The 15,003-nt window shown below is 64.6% G+C and carries 12 protein-coding genes and 1 pseudogene; 10 read left to right on the top strand and 3 right to left on the bottom strand.

Annotated features, from left to right (window positions below):
* The first annotated feature begins 97 nt into the window (after positions 1–97).
* Positions 98–469: a hypothetical protein gene (locus tag SM755_RS00750; protein ID WP_323171026.1), complete on the top strand. Its 372-nt coding sequence runs from the start codon at positions 98–100 to the stop codon at positions 467–469.
* 23 nt (positions 470–492) lie between these two features.
* On the opposite strand, the gene purH is transcribed toward SM755_RS00750, so the two are convergent.
* A complete protein-coding gene (gene purH, locus SM755_RS00745) occupies positions 493–2,136 on the bottom strand; it encodes a bifunctional phosphoribosylaminoimidazolecarboxamide formyltransferase/IMP cyclohydrolase (RefSeq protein WP_323171025.1) in 1,644 nt (547 codons plus the stop codon).
* A gap of 176 nt (positions 2,137–2,312) precedes the next feature.
* On the opposite strand from purH, the gene purB reads away from it, so the two are divergent.
* The 3 genes from purB (at position 2,313) to SM755_RS00730 (ending at position 5,905) form a co-directional block, all read left to right on the top strand.
* Positions 2,313–3,725 carry an adenylosuccinate lyase gene (gene purB / locus SM755_RS00740; RefSeq protein ID WP_323171024.1) on the top strand — a complete coding sequence of 471 codons (1,413 nt, stop codon included), beginning with the start codon at positions 2,313–2,315 and terminating at the stop codon, positions 3,723–3,725.
* Positions 3,726–3,908: 183 nt separating this feature from the next.
* Complete coding sequence (locus SM755_RS00735; protein ID WP_323171023.1) at positions 3,909–5,078, top strand: hypothetical protein; 1,170 nt, start codon at positions 3,909–3,911, stop codon at positions 5,076–5,078.
* A 170-nt stretch (positions 5,079–5,248) separates the two neighbouring features.
* Positions 5,249–5,905, top strand: a complete 657-nt coding sequence (locus SM755_RS00730; protein ID WP_323171022.1) for a metalloregulator ArsR/SmtB family transcription factor — start codon at positions 5,249–5,251, stop codon at positions 5,903–5,905.
* Positions 5,906–6,014: 109 nt separating this feature from the next.
* On the opposite strand, the gene SM755_RS00725 is transcribed toward SM755_RS00730, so the two are convergent.
* Entirely contained in the window at positions 6,015–6,638 is a 624-nt protein-coding gene (locus tag SM755_RS00725; protein WP_323171021.1) for a hypothetical protein, read from the bottom strand.
* 142 nt (positions 6,639–6,780) lie between these two features.
* On the opposite strand from SM755_RS00725, the gene SM755_RS00720 reads away from it, so the two are divergent.
* The 3 genes from SM755_RS00720 (at position 6,781) to SM755_RS00710 (ending at position 9,278) form a co-directional block, all read left to right on the top strand.
* The gene (locus tag SM755_RS00720; RefSeq protein ID WP_323171020.1) at positions 6,781–6,999 is read left to right on the top strand and encodes a hypothetical protein; all 219 of its coding nucleotides are present in this window, start codon (positions 6,781–6,783) and stop codon (positions 6,997–6,999) included.
* An 80-nt stretch (positions 7,000–7,079) separates the two neighbouring features.
* The gene (gene gatD / locus SM755_RS00715) at positions 7,080–8,342 is read left to right on the top strand and encodes a Glu-tRNA(Gln) amidotransferase subunit GatD (protein ID WP_323171019.1); all 1,263 of its coding nucleotides are present in this window, start codon (positions 7,080–7,082) and stop codon (positions 8,340–8,342) included.
* A 6-nt stretch (positions 8,343–8,348) separates the two neighbouring features.
* The gene (locus SM755_RS00710; protein ID WP_323171018.1) at positions 8,349–9,278 is read left to right on the top strand and encodes a GNAT family N-acetyltransferase; all 930 of its coding nucleotides are present in this window, start codon (positions 8,349–8,351) and stop codon (positions 9,276–9,278) included.
* 30 nt (positions 9,279–9,308) lie between these two features.
* On the opposite strand, the gene SM755_RS00705 is transcribed toward SM755_RS00710, so the two are convergent.
* Positions 9,309–9,593, bottom strand: a complete 285-nt coding sequence (locus SM755_RS00705; protein ID WP_006664675.1) for a ubiquitin-like small modifier protein 1 — start codon at positions 9,591–9,593, stop codon at positions 9,309–9,311.
* 139 nt (positions 9,594–9,732) lie between these two features.
* On the opposite strand from SM755_RS00705, the gene SM755_RS00700 reads away from it, so the two are divergent.
* The 3 genes and pseudogenes from SM755_RS00700 to SM755_RS00690 all read left to right on the top strand — a co-directional run bounded on the left by SM755_RS00700 (position 9,733) and on the right by SM755_RS00690 (position 14,998).
* Entirely contained in the window at positions 9,733–10,914 is a 1,182-nt protein-coding gene (locus SM755_RS00700; RefSeq protein WP_323171017.1) for an NAD-binding protein, read from the top strand.
* A gap of 367 nt (positions 10,915–11,281) precedes the next feature.
* Positions 11,282–13,552, top strand: a complete 2,271-nt coding sequence (locus SM755_RS00695; RefSeq protein ID WP_323171016.1) for a cation:proton antiporter — start codon at positions 11,282–11,284, stop codon at positions 13,550–13,552.
* A gap of 182 nt (positions 13,553–13,734) precedes the next feature.
* Positions 13,735–14,998, top strand: a pseudogene (locus SM755_RS00690) (sodium:calcium antiporter).
* Positions 14,999–15,003: the final 5 nt, after the last annotated feature.

Genomic DNA, 15,003 nt, shown 5'->3' with positions numbered 1-15,003 from the left:
TTGTTCTCGAAGACAGTAAGTTTTCTCAGTTGAGACGTTCACCTCGTGTGCACCGTCTTCCAAAATGACTATAGTGTCAACCCGCCAATCCGACCACGTGTCCCGCCTCGAATCCCTCCTGGAGCGGGCGGCCGACCGGCCCGTCACGACCGTCTTCGTCCTTCTCATCACCGGGCCGCTCGTCCTCGCCGGCCTCTCCTTTCGCCAGCCGATCGCGCTTCCGGACGCCCTGCTCACCGAACTCGAATGGGTGTTCTGGCTGCTCGTCTACGTGCCGGTCAGCGCGACCAGGAGGCTGTTGTTTGACCCGCTCGGTCTCGAACGGCTGTTTGCGGTTCCCGTTCTCGGACAGGGGCTTATCGTCCTCACGCTGGGTGGGCTCTACTACCTCGTGAGCTACCTCTTGGTCTACGCCGGTAGGACCCTGCTCGAAACGGCCGAGGCCGATGCCGACGGAGACGGTCGGTAGTCCTGTCCTGTCCTGTTCCGTCGTTAGTCGTGGCGGAAACTACGGCTGCCCGTAAACGCCATGGCTATCCCGTGCTCGTCTGCGGCCTCGATCACGTCGTCGTCGTTGACGGACCCGCCCGGCTGGACGACGGCCTCGATACCCGCCTGGGCGGCCTCCTCGATGCCGTCCGGGAACGGGAAGAACGCGTCCGAGGCCATCACGGCCCCCTCGGCGTCCTTGCCCTCGGCGTGTTCGTCCGCCTTCATCGCCGCGAGTCGAACCGCGTCGACGCGGGAAACCTGGCCCATCCCGACGCCGACGGTCTCGGTCCCGTCCGCGAAGAGGATCCCGTTGGATTTGACGTGTTTGAGCGTCTGCCAGGCGAAGACCATCGACTCGAGTTCGGCGTCGGTCGGCGAGCGCTCGGTGACGATTTCGAGGTCGTCGATGGAAATCGACTGCAGATCGCGTTCCTGGACGAGTCGGCCGCCGACGAGTGGTTTTTCGGTAAAGCGTTCGGTTCGCTCGACGAGATCGTCAACGTCGAGCACCCGCAAATTATCCTTCTCGAAGAGGACCTCGAGCGCGTCGTCGGTGTAGCCGGGCGCGACGACGACCTCCTTGAACGAGTCGATGATCTGCTCGGCGGTGTCGGCGTCGCACTCGCGGTTCAGGGCGACGATGCCGCCGAAGGCGCTCATGGGATCCGTCGAGAGCGCCTTCTCGTACGCCTCGGCGAGCGAGCCAGCGGTTGCACAGCCGGCCGGGTTCGTGTGCTTGATGACCGCGGCCGCGGGCTCGTCGAACTCCTTGATGAGGTTGAGCGCGCCGTCGGCGTCGTTGTAATTGTTGTACGACAGGGCCTTTGCACCCTCGTTTAGCTGTTCGGCGTGGACGACGCTCGCCTCGTCGCAGGTGGCGTCCGCGTACACGGCGGCGTCCTGGTGTGGATTCTCCCCGTACCGGAGCGTCTCGACGCGGTCGTTCGAGACGAATCGGCGGGCGGGTAGGCCGCTGTGATCATCGGCGTCGCCATCGGTACCCGCCACGTCGGCGTCGACGGATACCGTCCCGGCGTCGCGGTCGACGGTCACGACGCCCTCGGCGGCCCACTTCACCGCACGCGGGTATGCGCGGAACTCGCCCTCGTAGAGGACGCGCTCTTTCAGGCTCTCGGCGTCGTCGCCCTCGTAGATCGGCACGGGCTCCTGCGTGACGATCGGCCCGCCGTCGACCTCGTTCTCGACCACGTCGCCCTCCTCGTCGGTCGCGTCCGTGACGACGTGGACCGTACACCCAGTAACCGACACGCCGGCCTCGAGCGCGTCGCCCCAGGCGTCCGTGCCGGGGAACGACGGCAGCAGCGAAGGATGGACGTTCAGTGTCATCGGTGCTGCATCGAGGAACGTGTCCGAAAGGATGCGCATGTAGCCGTCCAGACAGACCAGGTCGAACTCGTAGTCCGCGAGCGCCTCGAGCACGGCCTCCTCGTGCTCCCGGCGGGTCATATCGTCCGCGAGCGGGACGACTTCGGTCGGAATCCCGCGCTCGGCGGCGGCTTCGAGCACCGGCGCGTCCTCGTCGGTCGTAAGGACGACCCCGAGTTCAGCGCCGCCCGGTCGTCGGTTGGCGATGTTCAACAGGTTACGCCCTCGGTTGCCGGCCATCCCGGCGATTCGCGTCATAGGTGTAACCCCACCCGCGAGAGCCAAAGTGGTTGCGGTCTCTCTCCACTAGATATACACATACGTGGGTATATTCTGCAATATACTCAGCAGTATCCGGAGAGGTATGCACACCCGTGGACGAACCCGACGATCGTTTCGATACGCTTTTGGACAGGGATAGAAACGCTCACACGATGAGCGACACCGACGCACTGTATGCGGTCTCGCCGCTCGACGGGCGCTACGGCAACCGAACGGAGCGGCTCTCGCCGTACGCCAGCGAGGCCGCCCTCATGCGCGCTCGCGTCCGCGTCGAAGTCGAGTACCTGGTTACGCTCGCCGAACTCGAGGCGACGCCGCTCGAACTCGGCCTCGACGAGCGCGAGGAGCTTCGGGGCCTGTACAAACACTTCGCCGAGGAGGACGCCCGCCTGATCAAGAAACTCGAGACCGAGGGCCACGACGAGTTCGAGGCGACGAATCACGACGTCAAGGCCGTCGAGTACTTCATCCGCTACCGGCTGGGCGACGACAGCGACGCGTCGGCGTGGATCCACTTCGGGCTGACGAGCGAGGACGTGAACAACCTCGCCCACCGACTGCTCGTCCGCGATGCCGTCGACGACGTCCTGCTGCCGGCGCTGTACGACGTGCAGGACACGCTCGCCGACATGGCTCGTGAACACCGGGACCTGCCGATGCTCGCGCGCACGCACGGCCAGCCCGCGACCCCGACGACCTTCGGCAAGGAATTGGCCGTCTACGCGGCCCGCCTCGGTCGCGCGACGGGACAGATCCGCACGGCGACCGACGGGTTGCGCGGGAAACTCGCCGGCGCGTCGGGCACCTACGCGGCCCACGTCGCCGCCTACCCCGATGTCGACTGGCAGGCCGTCGCCGCCGAGTTCATCGAGCGACTCGGCCTCGACTTCACCCGGCTGACGACGCAGGTCAATCCCTGCGACGACCTTGCGACGCTATTTGACGCGATCAAGCGTGCGAACACCGTGCTCCTCGATCTCGATCTGGACGTGTGGCTGTACGTCTCCGACCGCTATCTCGGGCAGGAGGCCGTCGAGGGCGAAACCGGCTCCTCGACGATGCCCCACAAGGTCAATCCGATCGACTTCGAGAACAGCGAGGGCAATCTCTCGAAGGCGAATGCCGACCTCTCGTTCCTCGGCGACTACATCACGACCTCGCGGCTCCAGCGAGACCTCTCGGACTCGACCGTCAAGCGAAACATCGGGGCCGCGTTCGCCCACTGTCTGATCGGCTACTCGAAAACGGCCGCCGGCCTCTCGAAAATCGTCCCGAACGAGCAGGTCATGCGCGAAGACCTCGAATCGACGCCCGAAATCATCGGCGAGGCGGTCCAAACGATCCTTCGCCGTGAGGGCCGAGCGGATGCCTACGAGCAGGTCAAAGCCCTGACCCGCGGAAAAACCGTCACGCTCGAGGACTTCCAGGACCTGTTCGACGACCTCGACGTCGACGCGGACGTGCGCGCTGAACTCGGGGCACTGACACCAGCCGGATACACCGGTCTCGCGAGCGACCTGGTCGATAACATCGATACCGACGCGAACTCGTCATCACGAAACTGATTGTTTCATCGTTCACGGTCTTCCTGTCGGCTGAAAATCGGCGCGAGATCGACCAACGGGAACGGCGCTGGGCGGGAGCGAGCGGTCCCGTTTCACGACCGTTCACCGCCCACCATCGGTAATGAACGGTTCGAACGAAAGATCGACTTTTTAGGACGGTCCGAGTGAGCCAACGTGAATACGATGTGTGCCACCCGGATCGTCGGTCTCGTCCTCCTGACGGTTATTGGACTCGCGATCGCACCGGTTGCAGGGAGCGCCCTCACAACGCCGGCCGCCCACCAGTCGGCTGCCGGCGCGAACGAACCGAGTGGGGGGCTACAGGCGCAGGTACAGGGACAATCACACGGACAGATACAGAGACAAACGCAAGCACAGACGGCGAATACAACCACAAACACGACCGTCGCAACCTACCTCCAGACCACGAGCGCAGACGCCCAATCGAGCGTCGACGACGGCCTCTTCGACGCCACGTACCACGCCGCAGACACCGAGCGTCGCGCCGCACTCGTCACCGACCGCGCCGACGAGTTCGAACAGCGCCTCGGCGAACTCGAGGCCGAACGCGAGGAACTCCGTGAACAGGAGGACTCGCTCTCATCGGCCGCATACGAGGCGCGCCTGACGAGACTCACGGTCTCCATCGCGTCGCTGAACCACTCGATCGAACGGACGAAGAGCCAAGGCGTTGCCGCCGGTCTCGACGAGGAGCGCTTCGAAACGCTCCAGCAAAACGCGAGCAGGCTCGCCGGACCAGACATCGCGGCGACGGCACAGAAGGTAGTCGGCATTGACCAGCATCCGGGCGGCGGCATCGGCGTCGCTAACGGTCCGCCTGCTGACCGCGGCCCGCCGAACTCGTCGGCGTCGGCAGGAGCCGCGGAGCCGCCCGGACGGCAGCCGTCGGCGGCTACCCCGGGTAACAGCCCGGAGAACAACGGACAGGAAGCCGGTCAGGATCGCGGCAAGGAACACGGCCAAAATCAGAGCCAAACTCACGGGCAAAATCCGACTCCGACTCCGACTCCGACCCCCGCACAGAACGCAGGCTCCGGGTCGCCCACTGACGAGACGGGAACCGACGACAAAACCGGACAGGGAAACCAGTCCAATCGGGGCACGGCTCAAGAACAGAACTCGGGGAATTCGGGTGAGAACTCCGACCCACCGGGCAACGGCTCGCCGGCACAGACCGGCCCGCCGACCGACGCCGCGGAACCATCCACGCCGGAGACGGACTCGGGCTCGCCCGACGGCGCGGCCACCGACGACACGAGTTCAGCGGACGCTGATACTGACGCCGATAGCGAGACGGACACGACAACCACCGAGACGACGACAGACGACTGATACTGCCGAATACTACGGCAGACGCCGCGAGAGAGCGGCCATCGCTGTCGGCAGTCGGCATCGAGATACGATCGAGCGGTGACAGATCGGCGGCTGATAGGATGACCGCACGCAGTCGGAACTTCCCCGAGCAGACACGCTTTTCAGCCGCGACGCCATACGGCCCCACGATGGATTCCGCCGCCTTGTTGGATCTGCTGGGAAACGAGAACCGGAGGCGGATTCTCCGCCTTCTCGCTCGCAAACCCTGCTACGTAACCGAAATCTCCGAATATCTCGGCGTGAGCCCCAAGGCGGTCATCGAACACCTCCGGAAACTCGAGTCGGCCGGACTGGTCGAAAGTCGCGTCGACGACCAACGGCGCAAGTACTTCCACATCGCTCGCAACGTTCGCCTCGAAGTCACCGTCTCTCCCTACGGCTTCGCGAGCAAGAGCGCCTATCCGACCAACAACGGCTTCGACATCACCACCTGCCGGCATCTCTCGCTCGACATCGCCTGTGATGAACTCGACGAACTCGGTGACCTCCTGCAGGCGCTCGAAGAACTCGAACAGCTCGAAAACGAACTCTCGCTCGCCCAGCGATGGGTCCAGAGCCAACTCTACGACGTCCTCGATCAGATATCCGAAACCGTCGGCGACGGCCCGGAAAGTCGCATCTACGCGGATCTCCTGGCGACCATCCGGTCGGAGCCGAAATCCGTCGGCGAACTGCGTTCGGAACTGGACGTTCCCCGCGAGGTCATCGCCGAACTGCTGGAATCGATGGCCGACAACGGACTCGTCCGCCGAACCGAACGCGGCTGGGAGCTAACGACCGCCTGACGGCCGGTTCGAACGGGTATCGTTTCTGTCTCGGAGAACCGAGCGCCGCGGGCACGGGAACGGGCACGAAAAGGAGAGTATTACGGCCAAACGCCCGGTGGAACGGCGGCTATGTCACATCTCGCGAGAGGCCGTCGCGGAGGTCCCGACCGAAATAGTAGCCGGCGACCGACGCGACCAGCCCCATTGCGACGCCGATCGCGATGAGCGTCCGGCCGGCCCCGAGCGCCACGTAGACTGGGTCCAACGACGTTATTGCGCCGGCCGAGGCACCCGCAGCGGTCAGCTCCAGATACCGCCGCTTCGACGTGATGAGTCCGACTAGGAAGGCCGTCGCGAAGATACCGATCATCTGGCCGGCGATCGGGAGCACCGCGTCGCCGGCGAACAGGCCGACCCCGAGCGTCACTACCAGCGCGAGAAACGCCTTCGGCGAGAAGTACTTGCCAGGCGACAGTCGGTCCGTGAATCCGGCGAGGCGAGAGTCGTCCGATCGGTCATCCGCCGGCTCGGCCGACGTGGCTGGCTGGGCGAACTCGTCGGCCGACTCGGACCCGACAGCGGGCCCCGAGTCGATCGCACCCTGCTCGCGTCCCCGGTCTCCCGAACTCGTACTCGTATTCGGCCCGGTTCCAGAACCGGTGTCTGAGAGCAACTGCTCCGTCTCTGAGAGGAGGTCGTCCGTCGAGGGGGACTCTCGACGCTCGGTCACCTCGTCCGAGCGATCGTTCATATCCGAAGACTGGGCGGCCGGCACCATGGTCTTTTCGCCACGCTGTCAGCTATCCCGTCGAGGGAAACGAGAGAAAGCGCAGTCGCTCGTCCGATCCGGTTTCGGGGGATGACCGTCCGCTTTGGCACGAACGACGTTTATCATGGCTCGGCTGCTAGAGAGCAGTGTGAACGTCGATCTGGTTGCTTTCGGGATCATTGCAATCGCGATCGGGTTGGGAGTGCTCTCCGCAGCCCGTCACTTCTATCCCCGACTCGACCTCACCAACGATGCGCTCGCGACGGTGCGGCTACTGACGGCGCTGATCGCCGCCGTACTCCTGCTGGCCGGCATCGGCCTCGTCGTCGTTGGAATCACCTGACTGGCTAGCCCGCCCGACTTCGTACCATAAGCCGGAATCGAAAGCGTGCCTTCAAGTCCGCCGACGCGCAACGCTTTCGCATGAATCCAGGCGATCGCGTTCGCGTCGACCGCGCGGATCGCACGTACGAAGGCGTGTTGCTTCCCTCCAGCACGGACGACAACCTCGTGGTGAAACTCGACGGTGGCTACAACGTCGGCATCGATCGGGACGACGCCGACTGCGAGGTCCTCGACGAAAACGTCTACGAGATCGGTGGGAGCGATACCGAAGACGAAGATGAGAGCACCGGTGCGGACTCCGAAATCGAGTTCAACGACGATCTGCCGACGATCTCGCTGATCTCGACTGGCGGCACCATCGCCTCGACGGTCGACTACCGAACCGGCGCGGTGACGGCCCAGTTCGACGCCGAGGACGTGCTGCGGGCCGTTCCCGACCTCGCCGGCCGCGCGAACTACCGCGGGCGCGTCGTCGCAAATATCCTCTCGGAGAACATGGAGCCGCCGATCTGGCAAGAACTCGCGCAGGCGGTGTCCGAGGAAATCGAAGCCGGCGCGGACGGCGTCGTCGTCATGCACGGCACCGACACGATGCAGTACTCTGCCTCTGCGCTCGCGTTCATGCTCGAGACGCCGGTTCCTGTCGTCTTCACAGGCAGCCAGCGCTCGGCTGACCGTCCGTCCTCGGACAACGTGATGAACGCCGTCTCTGCCGTCGAGGCCGCAAAGAGCGACTGCGCGGAGGTGCTGGTCTGCATGCACGCCTCCGAATCCGACGACGCCTGTGCCCTCCACCGCGGGACCCGCGTCCGGAAAACCCACACCTCCCGCCGCGACGCCTTCGAGACGATCGGCGCGAAGCCGCTCGGCACCGTCGACTACGATGCCGAAGCAGTGACGTTCCGCCGCGACCACCAGGAACGCGGCGAGGCAGAACTCGAACTCGCCGCTGAACTCGAGGACGACGTGGAACTGCTCAAGTTCACGCCGGGGATGGACCCCGCCTTCCTCGATGTCGTCGAGGGCGCGGAGGGACTGGTCATCGAGGGGACCGGCCTCGGACACGTCCACACCGATCTCATCCCGCGGATCGAGGAATTGATCGACGACGGGACGACGGTCGTCATGACCAGTCAGTGTCTCGAGGGACGAGTCTGCGATCGGGTCTACGATACCGGCCGCGACCTCCTCGACGCCGGCGTGATCGAAGCCGGCGACACCCTCCCCGGCACGGCGAAGGTCAAACTGATGTGGGCGCTCGCGAACGAAGAATCCGCCGAAGAAGCGATGCAGACCTCGCTGGCCGGCGAACTACAGGAGCGGTCGGTTCCCTGGGAGTGATCCCAAATGGCTGTTGGAATTGAGATACGGCAAGCGACGCACGACGACTACGAGGGCGTCGCGGCCTTTACCGAGACGCTCTGGGAGGATCGCGGCGGCGACTACATTCCGGAAATCTACCACGACTGGCTCGAAGAACCGGACGAGAGCCACAAGAAGACGTTCGTCGCCGACGCCGGCGACGCCATCGCCGGAATCGTCCAGGCCGTCCTGGTGTCGCCCGACGAAGCCTGGTTTCAGGGCATGCGTGTCAACCCCGACTACCAGCGGCAGGGGCTGAGCGGCCGGCTCAACGATGCCTGCTTCGAGTGGGCCCGCGAGCAGGGTGCGACCGTCGGCCGGATCATGATCTTCTCGTGGAACGCCGCCTCGCTCGGCGCGGCGCGAACGAGCGGCTTCGAGCCGACGACCGAGTTCAGGATGGCGCATCCGAAACCGGACCCGGACGCGTCGGGACCGGATCCGGTCTCGAACGATCCCGCCGCAGCGTGGCGCTACTGGACGCACAGCGACGCCCGCGAACACCTGCGGGGTCTGGGACTCGCGCCGGAGGAAACGTGGGCCGTGCGCGAACTCACGCGCGAGGACTTCCTGGCGTTCGCGGCCGATCGTGACGATGACACTGCCGTCTTCTCGGTCGAACGCGACGGAAACGGGGTGGGAGCGGCCTATCGGGTCCGAAGCTACGAGCGGGAAACCGACGACGGCGAGACCGAAACGTGGGCCGAATACGGCGTCAGTGCCTGGGACGACATCGACGCGGCCCGCTCACTGCTCGCCGCACTCTCCCGCGACGCCGCCGCCCTCGGCGCGGACCGAACGCGAGTGCTGATCCCCGAGACGACGGCCGCGGTGAGCGACGCCTCGTATGCCGGTGTCAGCATCGCCGAAGAACCGGACTTCGTCCTCAGCGCTGCACTCGGTGACGGCGAATAAGGAATAGGGAATAGGGATCGCAGGACAGTGTTACCCGCCGCTGACCGGCGGAAACAGCGCCAACTCGTCGTCGGCTTCGAGTTCAGTTGCGAGTCCGTCTTCTTCGACGAGGACGTTCGTGCCGTTTCGCAAGACGTTGATCTGGGATCGGAGATCGCCGTCGTCAGTGAGGATGCGCTCGCCGACGGCGGGACGGTCGTCGACGAGTTCGTCGAGGGCGTCGCCGACGGTGTCGCCGGCGGCGGCGTCGACGGTGACGTGTTTGTCGCCGGCGCGTTCGGCGAGGTCCGCGAACAGTTTCCACTCCGTTGGCATAGGTGGCGGTATCGGTGCCGGAGGCAAGTAGCTACCGCTCCGAAGGTGGCGGGTGCCGGCGTCCGGGATACTGTGGCGCTTGCGATCGAGTCTGGATCGACGGAGACGCTTAACTACGCCCGGACTGGAAACGGTATGTATGGTCGGCGAGCGGATGACGGAGCAGATACCGGAGAACTGGCGCTGGGCCGTGACGACGCGCGCAGTCGTCGGCCTCGCGCTGGTTGTTGCGCTGCTCTCAGTTGCCACCGGCATTCTCAGAATCGATCAGGAGGCGGCCGATTTCGGTCCTATCGCACCGCACGTACCGCTCGCCGTCCAGGAAGCCGTCGGGTTCACCGGTGCACTCACCGGGTTTCTCATGGTCGCCAGCGCGCTCGCGCTCAGGCGCGGCTTGCGCGTCGGCTGGTGGGCGACGCTGCTGTTGTTACCGTTGACAGCGATCCAGGGGCTGCTCCAGGCGAGTCAGTACTCGCTGCCGCTCGTCGTGCTGTCGCTGATCTCGATGCCGACGCTCCTCCTCACCCGCAAGCGCTTCGATCGATCGCTCTCGCTGACGACGACGCAACTCGCCGCGGGCGGCGCGCTCGTCGGCGTCCAGGCCTACGGTACCTTCGGCGCGTACGCGCTCCGGGACGACTTCGAGGGCATCGAGCACCTGCTCGACGCCTTTTACTTCACGCTGATCACCTCGAGCACCGTCGGCTACGGCGACATCGGACCCGAAACCGCGGAGGCGCAGCTGTTTACCATGTCCGTCGTCGTCCTCGGCGTCGCCAGTTTCGGTATCGCCATCGGGGCGCTCGTGGGTCCCGCAATCCAGGACCGCATCTCGAAGACACTCGGAATGATGACCGACTCAGAACTCGAACTCCTAGACGACCACGTCCTCGTCCTCGGCTACGGGGACCTGACCGAACCGATCGTGACCGAACTCGACGCGACGGGCGAACAGTTTCTCGTCGTCACCGAAAACGAATCAGCGACGGGTTCGCTCACGGACCGCGACATTCGCGTTCTCGATGCGAACCCGAGTGACGAAGAGCCGCTCGAGCGAGCGAAAATAGAAGACGCGCGTGCAGTTCTCGTCGCGACGAACGACGACGCCAGGGACGCCCTGGCGGTCCTCACCGCACGCGAACTCCGACCGGACATTCGCATCGTCGCCGCCGCCACCGACCGCGAGAACACGCCGAAACTCGAGCGTGCCGGTGCCGACGACGTCATCAACCTGACTGAACTCGGCGGCCACTTGCTGGTCCGCTCGGCGCTCGGGTCGGATGAGTCGCCGGTGGTGTCGCGGTTACTCGAGACGGAATAACGATCCTCGATCGTCTTTGCTTGCTGCGTTTGTGGTTACCAGTCGCGTTCGACCGCCAGCATCAACAGAGCCGGTGCTTCCGTGGAGTCAGGCGTCGAACCCCGGACGGCGTTACGCCGCAAACGGCTGATCCGAATCCTGTCATCACTCCGCCGAGGGGTTGCCCGTTCTGGCCCCGCAATCGAAGCCACCGATCACCACATAGCCACCAACACGTGAACACCGACCGTCCGTAGTTCGTGCTCGCCGCATGCCAGTGGTGCTGCGCTTGCGATCGTATAAGTCCTCGATTATGTCACAGGAACGCCACATATGAAACGAAGGGTCGCGGTCGTGTACGAGCAATGCGACGGCTACCGAGGAAGGTATGGAAGTAATCGAACCGCTCAGTCACCACGAACTGTTGCTCGTCATCGTCCAGCTTACCGTCTTGCTCTTCGTCGCACGGCTGCTCGGCGAACTGCTCAGTTCGATCGGCCAACCCGCGGTCGTCGGCGAACTCCTTGCGGGGGTCCTGCTCGGGCCCTCCCTGTTCGGCCTCGTCGCGCCGGGTGCGTACGAGGCGCTGTTCGTCGTCTCGGAGAGTCAGTTTCACCTGCTCGAGATCGTCTCCTGGCTCGGGCTCATTATGCTGCTGGTCGTTACCGGTCTCGAGACGGATATCGATCTCGTTCTCGCGAACGGGCGAACGGCGATCGTTCTCTCGCTCGGCGGAATCGTCGTCCCGTTTACGACCGGGTTTGCGCTAGGGTGGGTCTTGCCGGCCGAGTTCATCGCCGCGCCGGCGCAACGACTCGTGTTCAGCCTGTTTATCGCCACCGCAATGAGCATCTCGGCGATCCCGGTTATCGCGAAGGTGCTCATCGAACTCGATGTCGTTCGACGCGACGTGGGGCAGTTGATCCTCGCGGCCGGGATGGTCGACGACACGATCGGGTGGGTCTTGCTGGCCACCGTCGCGGGGCTCGCTCGGACGGGTGTCGTGGATGTCGGGACGGCCGCAACGACTGTCCTCTCGGTGCTTGCGTTCCTCGGCATTTCGTTTACGATCGGCCGTCGGGTTGTCGCGGAGACGATCACATGGGTGGATAACGCCGTCGGCAGCGATGCCGCATTGCTGTCTACGGCGATGCTCTTCGCGCTCGCCGCGGGGGCGATCACGCAGTACATGGGGCTCGAAGCGATTCTCGGCGCGTTCGTCGTCGGCGTGCTGGTCGGACAGGTAAACCGGTTTGACTACCGGGTTCGACACAGTTTCGAGACGATGACGCTGTCCATCTTCGCGCCGCTTTTCTTCGCTATCGCTGGACTGCGGATGGATATCGCGGCGCTGGCCGATCCGACCGTGTTCACCGTCGGACTCGTCGTCTTCGCCGTCGCCTGCGTCGGAAAGTTCGGCGGGATCCTCGGCGTTTCCCGCCCGGCCGGGCTCTCGGTCTGGGAGGGGATTACGATCGGCGGCGGAATGAACGCGCGCGGGGCGATGGAGATCATCGTGGCCACGATCGGACTCGGGTTGGGAATCCTGACGACGAGCATGTACAGCATCATCGTGGCGGTCGCTATCGGCACGTCGCTGATGGCCCCCGCGATCATGCGCTGGTCGATTCCGAAGATCGAAATGAGCGAGCAAGAGCGCACGCGGATCGAGCGCGAGCGATACTTACAAGAGAGCTTCGTCAACAACCTCACTCGGGTGCTGCTGCCGACGCGGGGCTCCGTCGACACCCAGTACGCCGCCCGACTGGTCAGTTCCCTGTTCCGCGATCGCCAGACGGATATCGATCTCCTCTGCATCGACGAGTTCGCGTCGTCGAGTCGACGGGGCGGCGGACTCCGCGAGCGCCTCACGCGACTCGGGCGGTTTCTCGCCGGAGGCGGCGTCGGGTCATCGGAGACGGGGCCAAACCGGCGAGCGGATATCGAGGCGACAGATCGTCGCTTCGCACGGATCGAAGCGCGACTCAGCGAGCAGGCGGGCTCGACGCGGCGTCTCGTCCGAGGACTCGACGGGAGCGCGTCGGACACGATCCTCGAGCAGGCAAACGCGGGATACGACCTGGTCGTGCTCGGCGAACGAACGCTCGGGAGCGCTTCGGAGACGCCGTTGTTTAGCAGGACGATCGACCGCGTTATTCAACGGACGCCATGTCCGACCATGGTCGTCAGCACGTCCGATGCCGTGAAACGAACGCCGGCGCTGATAGACGACCCGATACGGCGCATTCTCCTGCCGACGGTCGGCACCCGATCCAGTCGCCACGCCGCCGAGGCGGCGTTCGCCATCGCGACCGCCGAGAACGCCCTGGTCGAAATCGCCCACGTGGTCGCCGATCCGCAACCGAGCGACCGATTCGTCGGCGGAGCCGATCTCTCGGACGCGCGGGACATCGGCGGTCAGATCGTCGATCGAGAGGCGGAACTCGGGAGGCAACTCGGTGCGAAGGTCGTAACCACGGTTACGGCGGCGGACAACCCCGGTGCAGCGCTCGTCGCGCTCGCCGATCGGAACGACGCCGATCTGATCGTGATGGGATCGAACACGCGTCCAATCTCCCGGCGGGCGTTCTTCGGTCCTAACGTCGAGTACGTCGTTACCAACGCCCCCTGCCCCGTCGCGGTACTGAACTCGGTGTGAGGACCTCCCAGCCGTATTCGGGCGATCGACCGCGTTTCCGGCCGGTCACGGACGACGTGGCCGACGATACCGAGGAAAGAATAGATAGCCGACAGATGGGTGTCAGACAGCAGCAGCTTCCCCGAACGGACAGGTGACGTTGACGGCAGAACACATACGAGCGGTATCGGCGTATCGAAGATATGAACGAACGCGGGGTTCGACCGCTCTTTCCCGTCCTCGTTGCGCTGTTGCTCACGGCTCCGTGGCTCACCGTCGCAGCAACCGGACCGACACTGGATCTGGTGGCGACGGTCGCCCTCTCGGGAACTTCGATCCTCGGTGCGGCGTTCTTGCTCGCCTGGGCCGCTGAAACCGCCGAAAAAGACGTTTCTCGTTCGTTCGCTATCGCAGTGCTAGCGGTGTTGGCGGTCGCCCCGGAGTACGCGGTCGATGCGCTTTACGCGTGGGAAGCGGGTATCGCGCCGGCGACGACCGCCTCGCGGGAAGCGGCCGACCTCGCGGTCGCGAACATGACCGGTGCCAACCGCATCCTCATCGGCATCGGCTGGTCGGGGATCGTGCTGTTTACCATCGCCCGGGCGAAGCGGGTCCGCGATAAAACCGTCGAACGCGTCGACGGCTTTCTCGCCGATCGAGTTCATCTCGACCGCGAACTCTCGCTCGAGATCGTCTTCTTGTTCGTCGCGACGGTCTACGCCTTCTTTATCCCGATGACGGGATCGATCGCGATCCACGATATGGTCGTTCTCGTCGGCCTCTACGGTGTGTACATCCTCGCCGCGATCCGGACGCCGCCCACGGAGGAGGAGTACGTCGGCGTTCCGGCCTACCTGCAGTCGTTTCGAAAACCGTATCGGATCTCGACCGTCATCGCGCTGTTTGTCTTCTCCGGCGCGACGATCCTCATCGCGGTCGAACCGTTCGCCCATGGCCTGGAAGCACTCGGGCTCCAGTACGGAATCCAGCCGTTTCTGATGATCCAGTGGGTCGCCCCGCTCGCGAGCGAAACCCCCGAGTTCATCATCGTCGTCTTGCTCGTGACGAAGGCCCGCTCGAGCGCCTCGTTCAACGCGTTGATCTCCTCGAAGCTCAACCAGTGGACGCTGCTGATCGGGACGCTCGTGCTCGTCTACAGCGTCTCGCTCGGGAATTACGGTTCATTGCCGTTAGGGACGCGACAGGCCGGCGAGATCTGGCTCACCGCCGCCCAGAGTTACTTCGCGATTTCGCTGCTCATCGATCTGCAAATCAGCGCTCGCCTTGCTCTCGCTCTTTCTCGTGCAGTTGCACCCGACGTTTCACCGGCACGAGTGGCTCCTCGCGTTCACCGCGCTGTATCTCGTGCTCGGAACGATGCTGCTCGTCCGTCGGTTCGAGGACGTTCGCAGGGTGATGGAACTCGCCCGCAAGCGGGTACACGGAGCGTCCGTAATGCGGGAGTGACACTG

It is taken from the genome of Natrialba sp. PRR66 (assembly GCF_034808065.1).
Lineage (GTDB): Archaea > Halobacteriota > Halobacteria > Halobacteriales > Natrialbaceae > Natrialba > Natrialba aegyptia.
The sequence above is the reverse complement of the archived record's forward strand: the minus strand, read 5'-3'. Positions and strand labels throughout refer to the sequence as shown.